General features: G+C 72.9%; 15 protein-coding genes and 1 pseudogene. 7 read left to right on the forward strand and 9 right to left on the reverse strand.

Going from position 1 to position 20,583, the window contains the following annotated elements; genetic code table 11:
• Nucleotides 1-168 precede the first annotated feature (168 nt).
• Entirely contained in the window at nt 169-567 is a 399-nt protein-coding gene (locus ACIRPK_RS35485; protein ID WP_403046705.1) for a nuclear transport factor 2 family protein, read from the forward strand.
• Between the two features lie 58 nt (nt 568-625).
• Here the strand turns inward: ACIRPK_RS35485 and ACIRPK_RS35490 are convergent, their stop codons facing one another.
• From ACIRPK_RS35490 to ACIRPK_RS35510, 5 genes are read right to left on the reverse strand one after another with little or no spacing between them, the layout of a single operon-like run.
• A complete protein-coding gene (locus ACIRPK_RS35490) occupies nt 626-1,936 on the reverse strand; it encodes a DUF58 domain-containing protein (protein ID WP_403046707.1) in 1,311 nt (436 codons plus the stop codon).
• A gap of 31 nt (nt 1,937-1,967) precedes the next feature.
• Complete coding sequence (locus tag ACIRPK_RS35495) at nt 1,968-2,969, reverse strand: AAA family ATPase (protein ID WP_403046709.1); 1,002 nt, start codon at nt 2,967-2,969, stop codon at nt 1,968-1,970.
• Nucleotides 2,966-4,165, reverse strand: coding sequence for a DUF4350 domain-containing protein (locus ACIRPK_RS35500; RefSeq protein ID WP_403046711.1), 1,200 nt, complete (start codon nt 4,163-4,165; stop codon nt 2,966-2,968). Before ACIRPK_RS35500 ends, ACIRPK_RS35495 begins: the two co-directional genes overlap by 4 nt.
• Nucleotides 4,162-4,818 (reverse strand): DUF4129 domain-containing protein, encoded by a 657-nt coding sequence (locus ACIRPK_RS35505; protein ID WP_403046713.1) that lies wholly within the window; start codon nt 4,816-4,818, stop codon nt 4,162-4,164. Before ACIRPK_RS35505 ends, ACIRPK_RS35500 begins: the two co-directional genes overlap by 4 nt.
• 4 nt (nt 4,819-4,822) lie before the next feature.
• Nucleotides 4,823-5,980, reverse strand: coding sequence for a hypothetical protein (locus ACIRPK_RS35510; protein ID WP_403046715.1), 1,158 nt, complete (start codon nt 5,978-5,980; stop codon nt 4,823-4,825).
• A 215-nt stretch (nt 5,981-6,195) separates the two neighbouring features.
• On the opposite strand from ACIRPK_RS35510, the gene mtrA reads away from it, so the two are divergent.
• Genes mtrA through ACIRPK_RS35525 form a run of 3 tightly spaced genes read left to right on the forward strand, consistent with a single transcriptional unit; the run spans nt 6,196 to nt 10,817 of the window.
• Nucleotides 6,196-6,873 carry an MtrAB system response regulator MtrA gene (gene mtrA, locus ACIRPK_RS35515; protein WP_057236786.1) on the forward strand — a complete coding sequence of 226 codons (678 nt, stop codon included), beginning with the start codon at nt 6,196-6,198 and terminating at the stop codon, nt 6,871-6,873.
• Between the two features lies 1 nt (nt 6,874).
• Complete coding sequence (mtrB, locus tag ACIRPK_RS35520) at nt 6,875-8,992, forward strand: MtrAB system histidine kinase MtrB (RefSeq protein WP_403046717.1); 2,118 nt, start codon at nt 6,875-6,877, stop codon at nt 8,990-8,992.
• A gap of 10 nt (nt 8,993-9,002) precedes the next feature.
• On the forward strand, nt 9,003-10,817 hold the full coding sequence (locus tag ACIRPK_RS35525) for an LpqB family beta-propeller domain-containing protein (RefSeq protein ID WP_403046719.1): 1,815 nt from the start codon (nt 9,003-9,005) through the stop codon (nt 10,815-10,817).
• Here ACIRPK_RS35525 and ACIRPK_RS35530 read toward each other — a convergent pair.
• Complete coding sequence (locus tag ACIRPK_RS35530) at nt 10,805-11,572, reverse strand: ComF family protein (RefSeq protein ID WP_403046722.1); 768 nt, start codon at nt 11,570-11,572, stop codon at nt 10,805-10,807. The two genes, ACIRPK_RS35525 and ACIRPK_RS35530, sit on opposite strands and share 13 nt — an antisense overlap.
• 284 nt (nt 11,573-11,856) lie before the next feature.
• Here ACIRPK_RS35530 and hpf point away from each other — a divergent pair, with 284 nt between their 5' ends.
• Together hpf and ACIRPK_RS35540 are read left to right on the forward strand one after the other, a co-directional pair.
• Nucleotides 11,857-12,549 carry a ribosome hibernation-promoting factor, HPF/YfiA family gene (gene hpf, locus ACIRPK_RS35535; protein ID WP_403046735.1) on the forward strand — a complete coding sequence of 231 codons (693 nt, stop codon included), beginning with the start codon at nt 11,857-11,859 and terminating at the stop codon, nt 12,547-12,549.
• Nucleotides 12,550-12,772: 223 nt separating this feature from the next.
• A pseudogene (locus ACIRPK_RS35540) lies at nt 12,773-13,441 on the forward strand (response regulator); the annotation flags it as partial.
• 27 nt (nt 13,442-13,468) lie between these two features.
• Here ACIRPK_RS35540 and ACIRPK_RS35545 read toward each other — a convergent pair.
• Nucleotides 13,469-15,268, reverse strand: coding sequence for an FAD-dependent oxidoreductase (locus tag ACIRPK_RS35545; protein WP_403046725.1), 1,800 nt, complete (start codon nt 15,266-15,268; stop codon nt 13,469-13,471).
• A 99-nt stretch (nt 15,269-15,367) separates the two neighbouring features.
• A complete protein-coding gene (locus ACIRPK_RS35550; RefSeq protein WP_403046728.1) occupies nt 15,368-16,540 on the reverse strand; it encodes a winged helix-turn-helix domain-containing protein in 1,173 nt (390 codons plus the stop codon).
• 270 nt (nt 16,541-16,810) lie between these two features.
• Between ACIRPK_RS35550 and secA the strand changes: the two genes are divergently transcribed.
• Nucleotides 16,811-19,576 (forward strand): preprotein translocase subunit SecA, encoded by a 2,766-nt coding sequence (gene secA, locus ACIRPK_RS35555; protein ID WP_403046731.1) that lies wholly within the window; start codon nt 16,811-16,813, stop codon nt 19,574-19,576.
• 58 nt (nt 19,577-19,634) lie between these two features.
• Here the strand turns inward: secA and ACIRPK_RS35560 are convergent, their stop codons facing one another.
• Nucleotides 19,635-20,111: an Rv3235 family protein gene (locus ACIRPK_RS35560; RefSeq protein WP_403046733.1), complete on the reverse strand. Its 477-nt coding sequence runs from the start codon at nt 20,109-20,111 to the stop codon at nt 19,635-19,637.
• Nucleotides 20,112-20,583: the final 472 nt, after the last annotated feature.

Raw genomic sequence — 20,583 nt, forward strand, 5'->3', positions numbered from 1 at the left:
ACCCTGTGGGAGAGTAGGACGCCGCCGAACAATCTTTAGTCAGAAAGCCCCTACCCGGGATCGGGTAGGGGCTTTCTGCATTTCCGGACCAGAACGCACCACAGCCCGCCCCCGGAGCGACTCCTAATGACTCGACACGGCGCTTCGGCCCCGTGTTACCTTCCCGCCATGTCCAAGAGCGAGATAGACAAGGTGACCGCCGAGTTCTTCGGGTCCTTCGACAACCGGGATGGGAAGACCGCTGACGTGGGGCGGATCCGGCGGCTGATGCTGCCGGGTGGGGTGATCGTGAAGACCGGGGGTGAGCTGACGGCCTACACCGTGGAGGAGTTCATCGAGCCTCGTGAGCGGCTGCTGGCCGATGGCCGGCTGACGGAGTTCAGCGAGTGGGAGACCTCGGAGCGGACCGACATCGTCGGGGACATCGCGTGCCGGTTCGGTGACTACCGCAAGGCCGGGGTGCTGGACGGGGAGCCCTTCGAGGGCAGTGGGACCAAGACGATCCAGTTCGTCCGCACCCCGGAGGGTTGGCGCATCACGGCGTTCTCCTGGTACGACCAGCCCTGACCGAGGTACCGGCGAGGGCAGGGCTCACCCACGGGTCCGCCGGGCACCGCCGTTGTGGTCAGAGGCGGCCGGCGGCCTTGAGGGCGAGGTAGGTGTCGGCCAGGGCCGGCGGGAGGGCGGCCGGCGGGGCGTCCAGGACGGTGATGCCGCGGCGGGTCAGGCGGGCGGCGGTGCGGGTCCGGTCGGCGCGGGTCTGTTCGGCGGCTGCGGCGCCGTAGATGTCCTCGACGGTGCCGCGGGTGGCGGCGAGCTCGTCCAGTCGGGGGTCGGCGACCGAGGCGAGGACGACCTCGTGGCGCCTGGTCAGCAGCGGGAGCTGGGGGAGCAGGCCCTCTTCCACCGGCCCGGCGTCCAGGCCGGTGAGCAGCACGATCAGCGACCGGCGCGGGGCCAGCCGGAGGGCGGCCGAGGTGAGGGCGCGCAGGTCGGTCTGGACCAGGGCGGGCTCGAGGGTGGCCATCGCGTTGGTGAAGGCGGGCAGCACCTCGGAGGCCGAGCGGCCGAGGACGGTGCGGCGGACGTGCAGGTCGTGGGCGAGCAGGTCGACCCGGTCGCCGGCCTTGGTGGCCAGGGCGGCCAGCAACAGGGCGGCGTCCAGGGCGGCGTCGAGCCGGGGGGCGTCGCCGACCCGGCCGGCCGAGGTGCGGCCGGTGTCGAGGACGATCAGCACGTGCCGGTCGCGTTCGGGGCGCCAGGTGCGGACGGCGACGGTGTTGCGGCGGGCGCTGGCGCGCCAGTCGATGGAGCGGACGTCGTCGCCGGGGAGGTACTCGCGCAGGGAGTCGAACTCGGTGCCCTGACCCCGGCTCAGCAGCGAGGTGCGGCCGTCCAGTTCGCGCAGCCTGGCCAGTCGGGACGGCAGGTGCTTGCGGCTGGTGAACGGGGGCAACGCCCTTACACTCCGGGGGACTTGGTGCGACCCCTGGCGGGCGGCCAGGCCGAGCGGGCCGAGCGAGCGGACGGTGACCCGGTGGGCGTGCTGGTCGCCTCGGCGGGTGGGGGCGAGCCTGGTGGTGAGGCGGCGGCGTTCCCCGGCCGGGACGGTCAGGGTGTGCCGGGAGCCGGCCACGGCGGTGCCGGGGGCCCAGGCGGACGGGGCCCAGGCGTCCCGGAGCCGGGCCCGCAGGAGGCGTCCGGACGGGTTGGTGACGGACAGTTCGACGTCCACCGGTTCACCGAGGCGGACCGTCGTGGCGCCGCCCCGTTCGAACCGCAGGCGGCGGACCGGGGCGGCGAGCAGGAGGTCTGCCAGCACGGCGAGCAGGAGCGGGAGGCCGACCGCGCCGATCCCGGCCCAGGAGGGCAGCAGGAGGCCCACGACCAGCGCGCCGAGCGCGGCGATGAGGGCGGTTCGGCCGGTCAGGGCCATCGGGGTGCTCCTAGGGCAGGGTGACGGAGGGTCAGCGCGGGGCCGGGGTCTGGGTCAGCACGGCCTGGATCACCGAGTCGGCGGTGACGCCTTCCATCTCGGCCTCGGCGCGGAGCTGGACCCGGTGCCGCAGGGTGGGCAGGGCGAGCGCCTTGACGTCGTCGGGGGTGACGTAGTCGCGTCCGGCGAGCCAGGCCCAGGCGCGGGAGGTGCCGAGCAGGGCGGTGGCCCCACGCGGGGAGACGCCGATCGAGAGCGACGGGGACTGCCGGGTGGCCCGGCAGAGGTCGACGATGTAGGCGAGCACCTCGGGGGAGACGGTGAGCTCGGCGATCTCGGCGCGGGCGGCGGCGATGTCGGCCGGGCCGGCCACCGGGCGGACCCCGGCGGCGGCCAGGTCGCGCGGGTCGAAACCGGCGGCGTGCCGGGCGAGCACCTGGAACTCCTGCTCACGGGTCGGCAGCGGGAGGATCAACTTGACCAGGAAGCGGTCGAGTTGGGCCTCGGGGAGCGGGTAGGTGCCCTCGTACTCGACCGGGTTCTGGGTGGCGGCGACCAGGAAGGGCTCGGGGAGCTTGCGGGGCTCGCCGTCGACGGTGACCTGGCGCTCCTCCATCGCCTCCAGCAGCGAGGCCTGGGTCTTCGGAGGGGTGCGGTTGATCTCGTCGGCGAGCAGCAGGTTGGTGAAGACCGGGCCCGGCTGGAAGGAGAACTCGGCGGTCCTGGTGTCGTAGACCAGCGAGCCGGTGACGTCACCGGGCATCAGGTCGGGGGTGAACTGGATGCGCTTGGTCTCCAGGCTGAGCGCGGTGGAGAGGGTGCGCACCAGCAGGGTCTTGGCGACGCCGGGCACGCCTTCGAGCAGCACGTGGCCGCCGCAGAGCAGGGCGACCACCAGGCCGGTGACGGCGGCGTCCTGGCCGACCACGGCCTTGGCGATCTCGGCCCGCAGCGCGGTGAGCGCGGCCCTGGCGTCGGAGGCCGGAGCCTCGTCGGTCTTGGTGAGGAGGGTGGGGGCGGCCTGCTCGGTCACGGCTGTCGTACCTGCCTTTCCAGGGCATCGAGTTGGTCGGTCAGCCGCAGCAGGGCGGCGTCGTCGGTGGGTGCGGCGCCGTACAGCAGCGCGTGCAGGTCGGTGGCGGGCTGTCCGACGCGGTCGGCGACCACGGCGCACAGGGCGGCCGGGTCGGGTTCGCCGGTGCTGAGCGGGATGCCCAGGGCGGCGGCGATCCGGTGCCGGGCGGCCCGGCGGAGCGCGTCGGCGGCCCGGCCGCGGGCCCTCGCCCGTTGGTAGAGCCGGGCCCGGCCCTCGGTGGTCTCGGCGGCGCGGACCACGACGGGCAGTTCCTCGGTGACCACCGGGCCCAGTCGGCGGGCTCGCCAGAGGGCGGCGAGCAGGGTGGCGATGCCGAGTTGGAGCGCGGCCCAGTTCCAGCCGTCCGGGATGAGCTCGGTCAGGCTCTTCGGCGGCTCGACGCTCGGCGCGTTGGTGTAGTCCGGGAGGTACCAGACCAGTTGGCGGCGGGAGCCGAGCAGGCCGAGGGCGAGCGAGGCGTTGCCCTGCTCGTCCAGCCGGTCGTTGGTGAGCGCCCGGGCGCTGCCGAGCACGACGACCTCGCGGGAGCCGGGGTCGGTGTGCCGGACCAGGGCGGGGTGGCCGTTGACGGCGTAGCAGCCGACGTCGCCGGGGCCCGGTCGGTAGAGCAGGCCGCCGAGTTCGGCCCGGCCGGCCCGGGTGGCCTCGGGGAGCGCGCAGCCGGGGTCGATGGCGGTCGGCTCCTGGTACAGCGGATCGCCGGTGGCGTCGGTGGCCGGCGCGAGGTCGGGGGTGATGGCGGCGAGCGCGTTGGTGTCCGGGCCGATCAGCACCAGGCGGCTGTCGCTGCCCCGGTGCTGGCGCCCGAGCAGGACGAGCTGCCGGGACGGCATCGGGACGGTGAACGGGACCACCACGGTGCTGCCCGGTTCGGCGAGCGCGGCGGTGAGTTCGGCCTCGGTGGCGACCGTACGGGTGGTCAGGCCGCGTTCCTCCAGCAGGTGGAGGGCGGCCCGGGTGCCCTGCGGGTCGGTGTCGCGCGGGTCGAGCGGCGGGTACTCGCGGTGGCCGCCCAGGCCGGAGATCAGCAGGGCGACCAGCAGGACGAAGGCCGCGGCGGCCAGGAACCACCGGCTGCGGCGCCAGAGTTGGGCCCAGCCGGGGAAGCCGGCGACCGGGGTGGAGGTGGTCATCCGGCGGCTCCGGTCAGGGTCGGCCGGGCCGTGCCGACCGCCAGGTCGAGTTCCAGCAGCGAGTGGTAGGCCGCCCGGTCGGCGGCGTGTTCGCCGTAGACCACGTCGTCGAAGGTGCGGGCGGCGCGGCGGAGCGCGTCGGCGTGCTCGGGGAGTACCCGGCCGGCTTCGGCGGCGGCTTCGTCGGCGGTCCGGCCGGGGCGGACGTCGAGCAGCGTGCGCTCCTCCAACCCCCGGATCAGGGCGCGCAGTTGCTCGCGCACCGCGTCGTCCCAGGCGCCGGCGGCGGCGTGCGCCGCAGCGGCGGTGCGGTGGTCGGCGGCGGTGGCCGGGCCGGTGCTGTCGAACAGAGTGGCGGCGGTGCGGGCGGTCCGGCCGAGGCGGCCGAACCGCCACCACAGGGCGGCCGCCAGCAGCGCGGCGACCAGCAGGAAGAGCGCGGCGGTGGTCATCCCGCCACCGGGCAGGCCGACCGCGCCGAACGCCTGGTCGAGCTGATCGAAGATCCAGGTCCGGATGCGTTCGAGCAGGCTCGGGTCGTGCCGGTGGTAGGCCGGGTTCAGCAGTTCGGCGCGGGCTGCGTCCCGGGCCGGGTCCCGTTCGACGGTGACCGGAGCTCCGTCGAACGGGACCGTCTCCCCCCAGTTGGGCATCCGGTCAGGTCCCCTGCGGTCCGTGCTGGGTGGGGATGCCGGCGGCCCGGGTGAGCTCGATGTCCAGGCCCTCGCGGCGGATCCGGCGGTCGACGTAGAGCAGGACGTTCACGGCGGCCAGCACCGGGACGGTGAGGGAGGAGGCGAGGATCGCGCCGATCGAGACGATCACGATCATCGCGGGCGGCCCGGCGGCCCCCAGGTTCGCGAACGGGCTGTCCCCGTTGTCGCTCATGGTGTCGATGCCGAAGACGGCGCCCGCGATGGTGAACGGGATCATCACGACGGCGCTGAACACCACGGCCAGCAGCTGGATCAGCGCGGTCACCAGGAAGGTGCGCCACCAGGCGCCCTTGACCAGCCGCCGGGAGCGGGACAGCGCGGTGAACACGCCCTGCTTCTCCAGCATCAGGGCGGGGGCGGCCAGGCTCAGCTGGACGCCGACCCAGAGCGCCGCCGCCAGCCCCGGCAGGATGAGCAGGCCGGTCAGCAGCATGATGCCGGGGTCGACGTCGCCGACCACGGCGGTGAGGATCAGGGGCAGCGCGGAGACCATCACGATGAGCAGCACGATCAGCCCGGTGAGCAGGCTCAGCCCGGTCGCCTTGAGCAGCTGCGGCCTGGCGGCGGCCCAGGCCGCGCCGAGCGACACCGGCTGGCCGAGGATCGCCTTGCTGACCACCATGGTGAGCATCGCGGTGGCCACGATGCCGAGCAGCGGGCCGAGCAGGTAGCCGAAGGCCAGCAGGACCAGCGGGCCGACCGCGTCGGGCTGCTCGTACTGCCACCACTGGGCGACGGCCAGCAGGCCCTGTTCCAGCGCGGCGACGCCGAGGCTCAGGCCGACCGTGGTGCGCCAGTAGGTGCGGACGGTGCTGAACGCGCCGTCCAGGATCTCGCCGACGCCGAGCGGCCGGAGCGGGATCACGCCGGGCTTGGGGCTGAGCGGAGGCCCCCAGCCGGGCTGACCCCAGCCGGGCTGCGGCGCACCGGTCTGCTGACCCCAGCCGGGGTGCGGACCGCCCTGGCCGGGGGCCGGCTGGCCGTATGCTGCGTCGTACGGCCCGGGGGCCGGAGCGGGGGGCACTGCTGCCGACGGGCCGGCGTCCTCTCGGGGCGGCTCGGGCGAGCTGGGCGAGGCCCAGCCCGGAGTGTCGGTCATCACGGCTCCCTGGCGGAATCGGTACTCTGTGCCGCCCATCGTGCCATGGTGGCGGTGGGCGTTCGCAGGTCGGCCCGGGTGTACCTCACGGACCCTCGGACGGCGTGGCACGGCCGACGAACTTTGTTACGAAATGACCGACTTGGCGAGCCAAGGCGCGCCAGAATGGCACGGCTGTGCGGCAGGTCACAATCCGGTAATGAGAGGATGGACCCATGAAGGGACGCGTCCTTGTCGTCGATGACGACACCGCACTGGCCGAGATGTTGGGCATCGTGCTGCGTGGTGAGGGTTTTGAGCCGTTTTTCGTCGCGGATGGGGACAAGGCACTAGCCGCGTTCCGGGAGACCAAGCCTGACCTGGTCCTCCTCGACCTGATGTTGCCGGGGCGGGACGGTATCGACGTCTGCCGGCAGATCAGGTCCGAGTCCGGCGTGCCCATCGTGATGCTGACGGCGAAGACCGACACCGTCGACATCGTGGTGGGCCTGGAGTCCGGCGCCGACGACTACGTCGTCAAGCCGTTCAAGCCCAAGGAGCTGGTGGCCCGGGTCCGGGCCCGGCTGCGGCGGGCCGAGGAGCCGACTCCGGAGCAGCTGACCATAGGCGATCTGGTGATCGACGTGGCCGGCCACTCGGTGAAGCGGGACGGGCGGGGCATCCCGCTCACGCCGCTGGAGTTCGACCTGCTGGTCGCGCTGGCCCGCAAGCCCTGGCAGGTGTTCACCCGCGAGGTGCTGCTGGAGCAGGTCTGGGGCTACCGGCACGCCGCCGACACCCGGCTGGTCAACGTGCACGTCCAGCGGCTCCGCTCGAAGATCGAGAAGGACCCGGAGCGTCCCGAGATCGTCGTGACGGTCCGTGGCGTCGGATACAAGGCCGGGCCCAGCTGACGTGAAGCACCAGACTGACGACTCCCCGTCGGGCAACGCCGCCGACGGGGAGTCCGCCGTGCGCGGGGACGTGCTGAGTTCGACCACCGAGGGCCGCCGGCCCCGTGGTGGTCTGCGGGCACTGCTCGCGTCGGTGGGCCGTCAGTTCCTGCGGCCGTTCCACCGGTTGCCGGCGCTCTACCGCCGGTCGATCCAGGTCCGGGTGGTCGCGGCCACCCTGCTGCTGTCGTTCGCCGTGGTGCTGGTGCTCGGTGTGGTGGTGGTGGCCCAGGTGCGGACCGGGCTGCTGGGCGCCAAGAAGGGCGCGGCGCAGGGGCAGGCCAGGGGCGGCTTCGAGATCGAGCAGGAGAAGATCAACGACGCGATCAACCTGCAGGCGAAGGTCGGGGCGACCAACGACCCGACCCGCGAGGAGATCAGCACCTGGCTGATCAAGCAGGTCTCCGACCTGGCCAGCGGCGGCACCGGGGTCTACTCGGTGATCGCGATGGTGCCCGGCGAGGGCATCCAGGAGAGCGCGGCCAGCGCGGGTCTGCGCGGCGCCTACTACTCCGGCGACATCCTGCCGAGTTCGATCTCCCCCGAGCTGCGCGCGAGCGTCGCGGCGGAGCCGGCCGTCTCGCACGAGCAGACCACGATGATCAAGCGCGACAGCGCGCCTTACGAAGAGCCCGGTCTGGTCATCGGCAAGCACTTCAACGGGCCCGCCGACAGCGAGTACCAGCTCTACTACGTCTTCTCGTTCGGCCAGGAGAGCAAGACCCTGGACCTGGTCACCGGCACCCTGGCGACCGCCGGGCTGTTCGTGGTGATGCTGCTGGGCGGCATCGCCTGGCTGGTGGTCCGTCAGGTGGTGACCCCGGTCCGGATGGCCGCCGGGATCTCCGAGCGGCTCGCCGCCGGGCACCTGGAGGAACGGATGAAGGTCACCGGGACGGACGACATCGCCCGGCTCGGCGAATCGTTCAACCGGATGGCCAACGCGCTGCAGGCGCAGATCCGGCAGCTGGAGGAGCTCTCCCGGGTGCAGCGGCGGTTCGTCTCGGACGTCTCGCACGAGCTGCGCACCCCGCTGACCACGGTGCGGATGGCGGCCGACCTGATCTACGACAGCCGGGACGACCTGGACCCGATGGCGGCCCGTTCGGCCGAGCTGTTGCAGGGTCAGCTGGACCGGTTCGAGTCGCTGCTGGCCGACCTGCTGGAGATCAGCCGGTTCGACGCGGGCGCGGCGATCCTGGACGCCGAGCCGGTGGACCTGCGCGAGGTGGTCGGCCGGGTGGTCGACGCGGCCGACCCGCTGGCCCAGGCCAAGGGCAGTGCGGTGATCATCCGGGGCGGCGAGGAGCCGGTGGTCGCCGAGGTGGACTCCCGGCGGATCGAGCGCATCCTGCGCAACCTGGTGGTCAACGCCCTGGAGCACGGCGAGGGCCGGGACGTGGTGATCCGGCTCGGTTCGGCCGGCGGCGCGGTCGCGGTCGGCGTCCGGGACTACGGCATCGGGCTCAAGCCCGGCGAGGCGTCCCGGGTGTTCCACCGGTTCTGGCGGGCCGACCCGTCCCGGGTGCGGACCACCGGCGGTACCGGCCTCGGGCTGTCGATCGCGGTCGAGGACGCCCATCTGCACGCCGGCTGGCTACAGGCCTGGGGCGAGCCCGGCGGCGGCTCGCACTTCCGGCTCACCCTGCCCCGTACCCGGGGCGGCGAGATCAGCCGGGCCCCGTTCCGGCTGGAGCCGGAGGACTCCCGGCACAACCGCGGCCTGAACTCCACGGGCGCCCCCTACCGGCGCGCCCGGCCGGCCGGGGCCACCGCACTGACCGTGGCGGGGGAGCCCGGTGGCGAGGTGCCGGAGACCCCGGAGACGCCCACCAGTGGCTTCGGCAGCGGGCTCGGCGGGGTGCTGAGCATCGGCCCCGGCCTCGGCAAGGTGCCGACCGCACCGGTCTCCGACCCCTCGGACGTCCGGGCCGCCGCGGCGGGGTACGGTGCGACCGGTGCACAGGTGGTGGTGGACCGATCGGCGGTCCGGCCGCCCGCTGCGCCGAAGGCGTCCGGTGAGGACGCCGACCAGAGCGAGACGGAGGGGGCCGGGCGTGCCGAGGACGGACAGGACTGACCGACGGGCCGTGGGCGCGCTCGGCATGGTGATCGTCTCGACGCTCACCGCGGGCTGCGTGGCGATGCCCTCCGACGGGCCGCCGGAGCGCGTCGAGCTCCCGCAGGCGGCCGGCTCGGAGAACCTCCAGGTCCGGGTCTTCCCGATCGCCCCGCACCCCGGTGACGGGCCGGACAGCCTGCTGGCGGGCTTCCTGGACGCGGCCAACGCGGACGAGACCGACTACCGCACGGCCGGCCAGTACCTGACCGCGGCGGCCGCCAAGACGTGGAACCCGGACGCCGGGGTGGTGGTGCTGCGCGCCGCGCCGGCCCGGGACACCCTGGAGGGCGGCGAGACCGCGGCCACCATCAAGGTGACCGGCGATCAGGTCGCCGTCCTCGACGGCAAGCACGCCTACCGGGCGGACCGCGACCCCCAGTTCTCGAAGACGTTCACCTTTGTCAAGGAGTCCGAGGGCAAGAACAAGGGGCAGTGGCGGATCGACCAGCTCCCGGACGGTCTGATCATCGATCAGACCATGTTCAAGAACGGCTACCGGTCCGTCGACCTCTACTACCCGTCCGCCGAGGACCCGTGGAGCGACCGGCAGTCCCCGGTCCTGGTGCCGGACCCGGTCTACCTGCGGCGCCGAATAGACCCGTTCACCTCCGCCGCCAAGGCGCTGGTCGAGGGGCCTTCGAGCTGGCTCGGCAAGGTGGTCGACCCGGTCTTCGACAAGACCACCAGGATCCTGGACACCGTCACGGTGAACGACGGCGGCGTGGCCGCCGTGCACATCAGCGTGCCGGACTTCGGCGGCATCCAGCCGCGCTGCCAGCAGATGGCCGCCCAGCTCTTCCACACCCTCTCGGACCTGCAGGGCAAGTCCCAGCTGGTCCGGCTGGACCTGAACGGCGAACGGGGCGGCTGCCAGACCGACGCGGCCCGCACCGCCCAGATCGCGCCCGGCGCGCTGGCCGGCGGGTCGGCCGGGACCCAGCAGTACTACCTGCTGGGGAACGGGCAGCTGACCCAGGCCACCAACGACCTGGACCCCAAGGCCAAGGGCGCGCCGATGGCGGGCGACCTGGGCCTGGAGAAGCCGCTGCGGCCGGACGGCTTCGCGGTCCGCCGCGACGGCACCGAGGCCGCCCTGGTCAGTGCCAACCGCAAGGAGCTCTGGGTGACCGAGGGCGGCAAGCTCGGCACCTCGGTGATCACCAGCCAGTGGGTCGGGGCGGACAGCGGGCTGACCTCGCCGAGCTGGGACGGGCGCGGCTCGCTCTGGGTGGTGGACCGTCACCCGGGCGGCTCCCAGGTGACGGTGATCCGGGGCCGGACCCTGGTGCCCGTCCGGATCGACGGGCTCGGCGGCCGCAGCGTGACCTCGCTCAAGGTGGCCTCGGACGGGACCAGGATCGCGCTGGTGGTGACCGAGGCCAACCGCCAGAGCCTGCTGATCGGGCGGGTCGAGCACGCCGGCACCCGGACCGCGCCGGTGGCCACGGTGACCGAGCTCCGGCCGGTCGGCACCATGCTCAGCGACGTGGTCTCGGTCTCCTGGGCCGACACCGACCAGCTGCTGGTGCTCGGCAAGGAGGACGGCAAGCTCCAGCAGCTGCACTACTTCGGCATCGACGGCTCGGTCAACTCCGACTTCGTGCTCCAGGGCGGGGACTCGATGTCCTCGGTCTCCGCCACCGAGGCGCGCGGCGACCGGTCGGACAAGGTGCCCCCGGTGCTCGCCACCTCGGGCGGCCACCAGATCTACCGGCTGGTCGGCAACCAGTGGCGCGAGGTCCCGAGCAAGCCCGAGGCCTGGTCCTTCAGCTACCCGGGCTGACGCCTGCGGACCGCCGCCGCGACCGTGGCGGCGCCCCGGGGCGGGTGCCCGAGCGCGCCGAGTGCCCGGGCCGCCTCGACCAGCGTGGCGCCGGTGGTCACCAGGTCGTCCACCAGCACCGGCTGACGGCCGGTCAGCAGCCGGGCGGCGCCGGGTCCGGGCACCAGCGCGCCGTGCAGGTTGGTCCGGCGCTGCGCGGCGGTCAGCCCCGACTGGTCGGCCACCGCGCGGCCGTGCCGGAGCACCGGCGCGGCCCGGACCGGATGCCCGCCCCGGCGCAGCTCCCGGGCGGCGGCCCGGGCCAGCCGCAGGGTCGGATCGTGCCCCCGGGCCCGGACCGAGCGCCGGGTCGAGGGCATCGGCACCAGCAGCACCGGCCGGCCGTCCAGCAGCGGGTGCACGGCGCGGGCCAGCGCCCGCCCGAGCGGCCCGGCCAGCCGCAGCGCCCCGCGCTCCTTGTGGGCGATCAGCAACCGCCTGACCGGGTCCGCGTACGGGCCCGCCGCGTGCAGCGGTGGCAGCCCCGGCGGGGCCGGCTGCGGCCCGGCGGGCCCGGGCCTGGTGGCCGCCAGCGCGGTGCGGCAGGCGGGGCAGAGCTGCGTCCGGCCGGTGCGGCAGCCCGCGCAGGTGGTGGGCAGCAGCAGGTCGAGCAGTTCGAACAGGAGATGGACGGCGATGGCGGCCTCCCCGGATGTGGCTGGGCCAAACGGTGGTCCGCCCTGGGGGTGTTGTCCAGGCGTTCGCCGATGTTTCACCCGCAGGGGGGTAAACAAGGTGGAACAGCCGTACCGCCAGCACCGCGTCACTACGTTGTTCGACCGGCACAAGGCTGGGGAGGCGAAATCCCGGTGTGAGGTGTTCGATAAGGCTCCAAGGGGTTTCAAGCCTTCCTGGTGGGGAGGAAGTGAGGTGAGGGCCAGTCGCACTCGCCGCTCCCGGCGAACCGCGGGTCGGCGAGGGAGAGGTTGGTCCGGCTGGGTCTCAGTCCGGTCCGGTGAGCACTCCGGATCGGCGTCAGCACAAGGGATCGGAGTTCTGCGTGGACATCGTCGTCAAGGGCCGCAAGACCGAGGTGCCCAAGAGGTTCCGCGAGCACGTGGCCGAGAAGCTGGAGAAGGTCCAGAAGTTCGACGACAAGGTGATCAGCCTCGACGTCGAGGTGTCCAAGGAACACAACCCGCGTCAGGCCGACCGGTCCGAGCGGGTCGAGATCACCCTCCGTACCCGTGGCCCGGTGATCCGGGCCGAGGCCGCCGCCGCGGACCCCTACGCGGCGCTCGACCTGGCCTCGGCGAAGCTCGACGCGCAGATGCGCAAGTCGGCCGACCGGCGCCGGGTGCACAAGGGCGGCAACGGCCGTACCCCGATCAGCGTCGCGGAGGCGACGGCCGCGCTGGCCGCGCTCCCCGAGGCGGAGTCGCCGGGTGCCGGGGCCAACGGCGCCGTTCGCAAGACCATGATGGGATCTCTGGAGGTGGAGGGCGACGGCCCGCTCGTCGTCCGTGAGAAGACGCACGGCGCCGCACCGATGGCGCTGGACCAGGCGCTGTTCGAGATGGAGCTGGTCGGCCACGACTTCTACCTCTTCGTCGAGAAGGACAGCGGCCTGCCGAGCGTGGTCTACCGGCGGCACGGCTACCACTACGGCGTGATCCACCTGACCACGGACGGTTCGACCGTCGGTGAGGTGGGTGGCGCCGGTGGCGCCATCGGCGGGCCCGACGAGGACTGACCGGGCTCTGTGGCGACAACCGAACAGCAGTCGGTGAACGGGTGACCCCCGGCGGCTTCGGCCGCCGGGGGTCACCCAGCTGGGCGGCTCGACGGCGGAGGGTGATCGGGGACGGCGCTTCGTGGAATGATGGCCGGACACGACCGGTCACGGGGAGGCACGGATGGGGGAGCGATTCGGTCTGACGACCGAACAGGCCCGGGAGGCGGACTATCCGCCGCGCCGGGCCGAACCGATCCGGGTGCTGGTGGTGGACGACCACGCCCTGTTCCGACGAGGCCTGGAGATCGTGCTGGCCGAGGAGGAGGACATCCGGGTCGTCGGCGAGGCGGGGGACGGCGCCGAGGCGGTGGTGAAGGCGGCCGACCTGCTGCCGGACATCATCCTGATGGACGTCCGGATGCCCCGGCGGAGCGGCATCGAGGCCTGCACCGCGATCAAGGACGTGGTGCCCAGCACCAAGATCATCATGCTGACGATAAGCGACGAGGAAGCCGACCTCTACGAGGCGATCAAGGCGGGGGCCACCGGCTACCTGCTCAAGGAGATCTCCACCGACGAGGTGGCCACCGCGATCCGGGCGGTCGCCGACGGGCAGTCGCAGATCAGCCCGGCGATGGCCTCCAAGCTGCTCACCGAGTTCAAGTCGATGATCCAACGGCGTTCGGACGACCGGGAGTTGGTGCCCGCACCGCGGCTGACCGACCGTGAGCTGGAGGTGCTCAAGCTGGTCGCCACCGGGATGAACAACCGGGAGATCGCCAAGGAGCTCTTCATCAGCGAGAACACGGTGAAGAACCACGTCCGGAACATCCTGGAGAAGCTCCAGCTGCACTCCCGGATGGAGGCCGTGGTCTACGCGATGCGGGAGAAGATCCTGGAGATCGGGTAGCCCCGACCCCCAGGATCCGACGGTCCGTCAGCGGGCGTTGACCTCGAGGAAGGTGCGCACGGCGGACTCCAGCGCGCCCTCGATCCAGGCCGGCTTCAGGCTGGTGTGCTCGCCGGCGAAGTGCACCCGGCCCTCCGGCAGCCGGGCGGCCGGGTGGAGCTCGTGCAGCTGGCCGGGCGTCGCGATGACCGCCTCGCCCAGCGCGTAGCGGGCCCTGGCCCAGGACTGGGTGACGCCGACGCCGGTGAACTCGCGGCGGACCTGCGGGCCGAACATCCGCTCCAGGTCGTTCAGCGCGAAGGCGTACCGCTCGCCCGGGGTCAGCGCGTCCCAGCGCATCGCGTCGTCCGCCCAGGAGTACGCGGCCAGCACCACCCCGCCCGGGGAGCCGTCCGGCGCGTTCGAGGGGAAGTAGGTGAACCGGCTGGCGCTGTCCGAGGCGCAGCCGCCGCCGGCGAAGCCGCAGGGGCCGTGCTCCCAGAACCGGGTGCGGAACTCCAGCAGCACCTTGGTCGCCGAGTCGTAGTGCAGCTCGGTCACCGCGCGGCGCTTCGGGTAGGACATCAGCGGCTCGATCTTGCAGAACCGCAGCGCGCTGAACGGGATGGTGACGATCGCGTAGTCGCCCTCGAACACCTCGGTCGGGTCGGTCGGCGCGCCGTCGGGGGACTCCTCGTCGCCGGTCTCGGCCGTCGTCTCGATCCGGACCCCGCCGGCCTGCTGGGTCAGCCGGGTCATCCGGCGGCCCATCCGCAGCTCGGCCTTCAGCGGCTCGGCCAGCTTGGTGGTCAGGGTGTCGATGCCGCCCTCCAGCTCCCAGTAGCGGTTGGTCGGGCTGATCACCGCGCGGTCGATCAGGGTCGGGATCAGCGAGTAGTGCAGCCGGGAGGTCATGTTCTCCAGCGTCCCGGCGGCCTGCACCGAGGCCGGGTCCCAGCCGGCCTCCTCGCGCAGGAACTGCCGGGTGGAGTGGTAGCCGTACTGCTGGAAGATCCCGGTCCAGCCGTCCAGCCGCTGCCGGATGTCGCCGGGGCCCACGGTGACCTTGGCGAAGGCGGCGTCGACCGCCTGGGCGGCGGTGGTGTCGAACCGGGCGCCGAAGGAACGATTCACCTCGGTGGGGGACTGGTTGTAGGCCGCCTTGGTGACCTGGAGGCCGTTGACCGCCAGCAGGGCGCGGAAGTTGGGGGTCGGCGGCCGGAACTCCCGTGCGGGGCCGTTGGTCCAGGTCTCGCCGGTGAACGAGCGGTGCGTCACCGGGGGCACCGCGCCGATCGGGCGGGTGCCCGGGGTGATGTCGGCGTTGTAGAACAACTGCCGCTTCAGGCCCAGCTTGTCGGCCAGCGCGAGCACCAGCGGGTGGAAGTCCGGCAGCCGCATCGCGCCGGCCTCGGCGTACTGCCGGGAGTCGGCGAACATGCCGCGGAAGGTCTTGATCCGGCCGCCGACCCGGCTGCCGTTGGCCTCGATGACCACCACCTCGTGCCCGGCCCGCTTGAGTAGGGTGGCCGTGGTCAGCCCGGCGACGCCGGCCCCGACCACCAGGACGCGTTTGCGCCTGCCGCCGGTGGTGGCGGTGCCGGGCGGGAGCTGACCGTCGATCAGGATCTTCAGGTACTCCAGGGTGAGGTCGGTCCGCTCGTCCTCGGCGACCATCAGCATCTCGCGGGCCAGCGCCCGGCTGACCGCCTCGTCGGCCGGCGACCGGGGTGCGGCCACGGATCGGGGGGCGAAGCCGACGGCGCCCGCCGCGGTCGCGGCGGCGGCGGTGCCGAGCAGGGCACGGCGGCTCAGCCAGGCCCGGGCGGGGTGCAGGGTCGGACCCATCGTTGCTCCAAGCGGTCGGGGAGTGGACACCAGGGGGCAACGGCCTCTGATCACCGATGACACGCCCGGCCCGGGAAGATCACCCGATCCGACCAACCGTCAGGAGAGCAGCTTCTCCACCGCCGGGCGCAGCGCCTCGTCGTGCAGCGCCTCCACCCGGACCGCGGTGCAGCCGACCCAGGAGGCGGCCTCGCGCAGCGCCTCGGCCAGCGCCCCGACGTGCCGGGGCGAGGTCAGCGAGACCTGACGGGCCACCAGGGTGCGGCCCTCGCGGGCCGGGTCGACCCGGCCGACCAGCCGGCCGCCGGCCAGCAGCGGCATCGCGAAGTAGCCGTGCACCCGCTTGTGCCTGGGCGTGTACGCCTCCAGCCGGTGCGCCATGTCGAAGATCCGCTCGGTGCGGGCGCGGTCCCAGACCAGCGAGTCGAAGGGCGAGAGCAGCGTGGTGCGGTGCCGCCCGCGCGGGGCGGTCGCCAGCGCCGCCGGGTCGGCCCAGGCGGGGGCGCCCCAGCCGGCCACCGTGACCGGGACCAGACCGGCCTCGGGCAGCGCGGCGTCGAAGTGCGCGGCCGTCAGCCGGTGGTAGTCCATCAGGTCGGCCCGGGTGGCCACCCCGAGGGCCGCCCCGGCCTGGGTGATCAGCTGCCGGACGCACTCCTGGTCGGTCGGGTCCTGGCCGAACAGCTCGGCGGGGACGGCCTGTTCGGCCGCCGCGTAGACCCGCTTCCAGCTCCGCCGCTCGGTGCAGACCACGTCGCCGAAGGCGAGCGCCCGCTCCACCGCGATCTTGGTGTCGGACCAGTCCCACCACTCCGAGGTCTTCTTCGCGCCGCCCAGCTCGGTGGAGGTCAGCGGGCCCTCCGCGCGCAGCCGGTCGAGCACCCGCCGGTAGGTCGCCTCGGTGACCTCGCCGCCCCACAGGTGGCCCCGGGCCCGGTACCCCCGGCGGCGGAAGGCGAACAGCGGCCACTCCTCGATCGGCAGGACGCAGGCCGCGTGCGACCAGTACTCGAAGGTGGCCGCCGAGCCCCAGTACGCCGACTCGACCGCCGGGCGGCCGACCGCGCCGAGCCGGGCGTACGGCACCAGCTCGTGCGAGCGGGCCAGCACCGAGATGGTGTCCAGCTGGACCGCTCCGAGGTGGCGCAGCACGCCCCGGACCCCGGCCCGGCGGTCCGGGGCGCCGAGCAGCCCCTGGGCGCGCAGGGCGATCCGGCGGGCGTCGTCGGCGGAGAGTTCGACGGTCGGGGCGGGAGAGCTCGGGGCGGTCATGCCCAGCAGCGTAGATCCCGGGTCCGACAGTGCGGGGCCGGGAACCAAGGACCCGACTTGTACGTAACAACGAGCGCGAGGGGCAGGCGCGGTGGCCCGTTTTGTCCCCCGTCGGGGCCTATCAGGGGTTGTGCTCCCACGGGTGACACGGTATTACCGTGCTGACGCACCTCCCGGCGCGTTGGACTCCTCGCATACGATGGCCCGTGCGGTGGGGTCGACCCCACCGTGCAGTCGTCCAGAGCCGATCCAGGCAAGGAGCCCGCCCAAGTGTCCGTCTTCGACAAGATCCTGCGCGCCGGCGAGGGTAAGACCCTTCGCAAGCTGCAGCGGATTGCCGCCCAGGTCAACTCCATCGAAGAGGACTTCGTCAACCTCACGGACGACGAGCTGCGCGCTCTGACCGACGAGTACAAGCAGCGGCTGGCGGACGGCGAGACGCTCGACGACATCCTCCCCGAGGCGTTCGCCACCGTCCGCGAGGCGGCCAAGCGCGTGCTCGGTCAGCGGCACTACGACGTCCAGCTGATGGGTGGCGCGGCCCTGCACTTCGGCTTCGTCGCCGAGATGCGCACCGGCGAGGGCAAGACCCTGGTCGGCACGCTGCCCGCGTACCTGAACGCGCTGACCGGCAAGGGCGTCCACCTGATCACGGTGAACGACTACCTCGCCGAGCGTGACTCGGAGTGGATGGGCCGGGTGCACCGCTTCCTCGGCCTCGAGGTCGGCGTGATCCTCGGCAACATGTCGCCCGCCGAGCGCAAGCGCCAGTACGCGATGGACATCACGTACGGCACCAACAACGAGTTCGGCTTCGACTACCTGCGCGACAACATGGCGTGGTCGCAGGACGAGCTGGTGCAGCGCGGCCACAACTTCGCCGTGGTCGACGAGGTCGACTCGATCCTGATCGACGAGGCCCGTACGCCGCTGATCATCTCCGGCCCGGCCGACCAGGCGACCAAGTGGTACGCCGACTTCGCCAAGCTGGTGCAGCGCCTCAAGCGCGACCGCGACTACGAGGTGGACGAGAAGAAGCGCACCGTCGGCGTGCTGGAGGAGGGCGTCAGCCGGGTCGAGGACTACCTCGGCATCGACAACCTCTACGAGTCGGTGAACACCCCGCTGGTCGGCTTCCTGAACAACGCGATCAAGGCCAAGGAGCTCTACAAGAACGACAAGGACTACGTCGTGATGAACGGCGAGGTCATGATCGTCGACGAGCACACCGGCCGCATGCTCGCGGGCCGTCGCTACAACGAGGGCATGCACCAGGCGATCGAGGCCAAGGAAGGGGTGGAGGTCCAGAACGAGAACCAGACGCTGGCCACCGTCACCCTGCAGAACTTCTTCCGGCTGTACGACAAGCTCGGCGGCATGACCGGTACGGCCACCACCGAGGCGGCCGAGTTCCACCAGATCTACAAGCTCGGCGTGGTGCCGATCCCGACCAACAAGAACCCGCTGCGGATCGACCAGCCCGACCTGATCTACAAGTCCGAGCCGGCCAAGTTCGCCGCCGTGGTCGAGGACATCGTCGAGAAGCACGAGAAGGGCCAGCCGATCCTGGTCGGCACCGTCTCGGTGGAGAAGTCCGAGTACCTCTCCCAGGAGCTGCGCAAGCGCGGCGTGCCGCACGAGGTGCTGAACGCCAAGCACCACGAGCGCGAGGCGCAGATCGTCGCCCAGGCCGGCCGCAAGGGCGCCGTCACGGTGGCCACCAACATGGCCGGCCGTGGCACCGACATCATGCTCGGCGGCAACGCCGAGCACCTCGCGGCCGCCGAGCTGGCCCAGCGCGGTCTGACCGAGCTGGACACCCCGGACGAGTACGAGGCCGCCTTCCCGGCCGCGCTGGAGAAGGCCAAGGCCGCGGTCAAGGCGGAGCAGGAGGAGGTCCAGAGCATCGGCGGCCTCTACGTGCTCGGCACCGAGCGCCACGAGTCCCGCCGGATCGACAACCAGCTGCGCGGCCGCTCCGGCCGCCAGGGCGACCCGGGCGAGTCCCGGTTCTACCTCTCGCTCGGCGACGACCTGATGCGGCTCTTCAAGGCCGGCATGGTCGAGCGCGTGCTCGCGATGGCCAACGTGCCGGAGGACGTGCCGATCGAGTCCAAGATGGTCACCCGCGCCATCGCCTCGGCGCAGACCCAGGTCGAGCAGCAGAACTTCGAGATCCGCAAGAACGTCCTGAAGTACGACGAGGTGCTGAACCGTCAGCGCGAGGTCATCTACGGCGAGCGCCGCCGCGTCCTGGAGGGCGAGGACCTGCAGGAGCAGGTCGGCCACTTCATGGACGACACCGTCGCCGCGTACGTCGGTGCCGCCACCGGCGAGGGCTTCGAGGACGACTGGGACCTCGACAAGCTGTGGACCGCGCTCAAGCAGCTCTACCCGCTCACCCTGGACCTGGAGGAGCTCGAGGAGGAGGCCGGCGGCCCGGCCGGTCTGACCTCGGAGTTCCTCACCAAGGTGCTCCAGGAGGACATCCAGGCGCAGTACGGCGCCCGCGAGGACCAGCTCGGCTCCGAGATCATGCGTGAGCTGGAGCGCCGGGTGGTGCTCTCGGTGCTGGACCGCCGCTGGCGCGAGCACCTCTACGAGATGGACTACCTCCAGGAGGGCATCGGCCTGCGGGCGATGGCCCAGCGAGACCCGCTGGTCGAGTACCAGCGCGAGGGCTTCGACATGTTCGGCGCCATGATGGAGGGCATCAAGGAGGAGTCCGTCGGCTACCTGTTCAACCTGGAGGTCCAGGTCGAGCAGCAGGTCGAGGAGGTCCCGCTGGCGGACGCCGAGGAGACCCTGGCGAAGCTGGAGAAGGACGCCGCCGCGTCCCGCCCGGAGATCAAGGCCAAGGGCCTGGAGGCCCCGAAGCCGCAGCGGCTGCACTACACCGCCCCGTCGGTGGACGGCGACGACACCGTGGTCGAGGGCGACTTCGAGGACACCCTGGCCGGCGAGGAGGGCGACGGGCTGACCCGGGCCGAGCGCCGCAAGGCCGCGCGGGCCGCCAAGGGCCGTCGCCGGAAGTAGTCGTACCGGTTGGTGCCAGGAGGCGCGGGGCTCACGCCCCGCGCCTCCTGACGTTTCGTCAGCGGGCCTCCACGGCGGTGCACTGCCACTGCTCGGTCCGGCGGTGGCGTTCCAGCCGGAAGGCCACCATGTGGTGCCGGGGCCCGAACTCGACCCGGACGCAGACCTCCAGGGCCCGGGCGGTCGGGGCGGAGTCGTAGACCCGGCCCAGCCGGTGCGCGGTCAGCCGGCCGCGCGGCCGGAGCGGGCCGGTCCGGACCAGGGCGGTGAGCTGCTGGTAGCCCGGCAGGCTGGTGTGCCGCTGGAGCTGCCCGGCCGGCCGGTGGCCAGTGAGCACCTCGACCAGTCGGTGGGCGAACCGCGCGGCCAGCACGCTCTGCCCGGTCCTGGCCGGTGCGCAGGCGCCGCGCGGGTGACGCGGGGTCAGCTCGCCGACCGGGTGCGGGCGGCGGGGCACCCGCTCGGCGCGCCGGTGCGGGTGCCGCGGGTGGACCGGGTGGACCAGGGCGCGGACGTGCGGTGCGGGAACGGTCACGGCGGGCGCCCTTCGTTCGCGGATGCGGTCGGGTCCCTTGGTACCGGTGGGCCGGGACGCGGGCAACGAAGCCCCGGAGCGTGTCGGCGGCGGCCGGCAGTGTCACCTATCCGAGTGAGGTTCGGTGCGGGCGTTGGACCGGTACGGCCCGGACCGGTGCGTCCGGCCGACGGTGTGACGGGTACGACGGGGCCCGAAGGGGGACGCTTCCCGTGGCGGGGGGGCCGGGGGGGGGCGGGGGCCGGGGGGGGGGGGGGGGGGTGGGGGGGGGGGGGGGGGGGGGGGGTGGGGGGGGGGGGGGGGGGGGGGGGGGGGTGGGGGGTGGGGGGGGGGGGGGGGGGGCGGGGGGGGGGGGGGGGGGCGCGGGGGGGGGGGGGGGGGGGGGGTGCCGATCCCGTTCCGGGGACGCGCCGGTGATGCACCGTCAGCGTGGGGTGTTTCGTTTCTGCAAGACCCTTGAAACTTGCTGGAA

Origin of the sequence: Kitasatospora sp. NPDC101801 (genome assembly GCF_044766665.1) — a bacterium.
GTDB lineage: Bacteria > Actinomycetota > Actinomycetes > Streptomycetales > Streptomycetaceae > Kitasatospora.

Bases quoted from the DNA above. Each gene is read 5' to 3' on its own strand.
- ACIRPK_RS35510 (WP_403046715.1), bottom strand. From the start codon at position 5,980: ATGACCGACACTCCGGGCTGGGCCTCGCCCAGCTCGCCCGAGCCGCCC.
- mtrA (WP_057236786.1), top strand. From the start codon at position 6,196: ATGAAGGGACGCGTCCTTGTCGTCGATGACGACACCGCACTGGCCGAG.
- ACIRPK_RS35490 (WP_403046707.1), bottom strand. From the start codon at position 1,936: ATGGCCCTGACCGGCCGAACCGCCCTCATCGCCGCGCTCGGCGCGCTG.
- ACIRPK_RS35485 (WP_403046705.1), top strand. From the start codon at position 169: ATGTCCAAGAGCGAGATAGACAAGGTGACCGCCGAGTTCTTCGGGTCC.
- ACIRPK_RS35545 (WP_403046725.1), bottom strand. From the start codon at position 15,268: ATGGGTCCGACCCTGCACCCCGCCCGGGCCTGGCTGAGCCGCCGTGCC.
- ACIRPK_RS35500 (WP_403046711.1), bottom strand. From the start codon at position 4,165: ATGACCACCTCCACCCCGGTCGCCGGCTTCCCCGGCTGGGCCCAACTC.
- ACIRPK_RS35550 (WP_403046728.1), bottom strand. From the start codon at position 16,540: ATGACCGCCCCGAGCTCTCCCGCCCCGACCGTCGAACTCTCCGCCGAC.
- ACIRPK_RS35505 (WP_403046713.1), bottom strand. From the start codon at position 4,818: ATGCCCAACTGGGGGGAGACGGTCCCGTTCGACGGAGCTCCGGTCACC.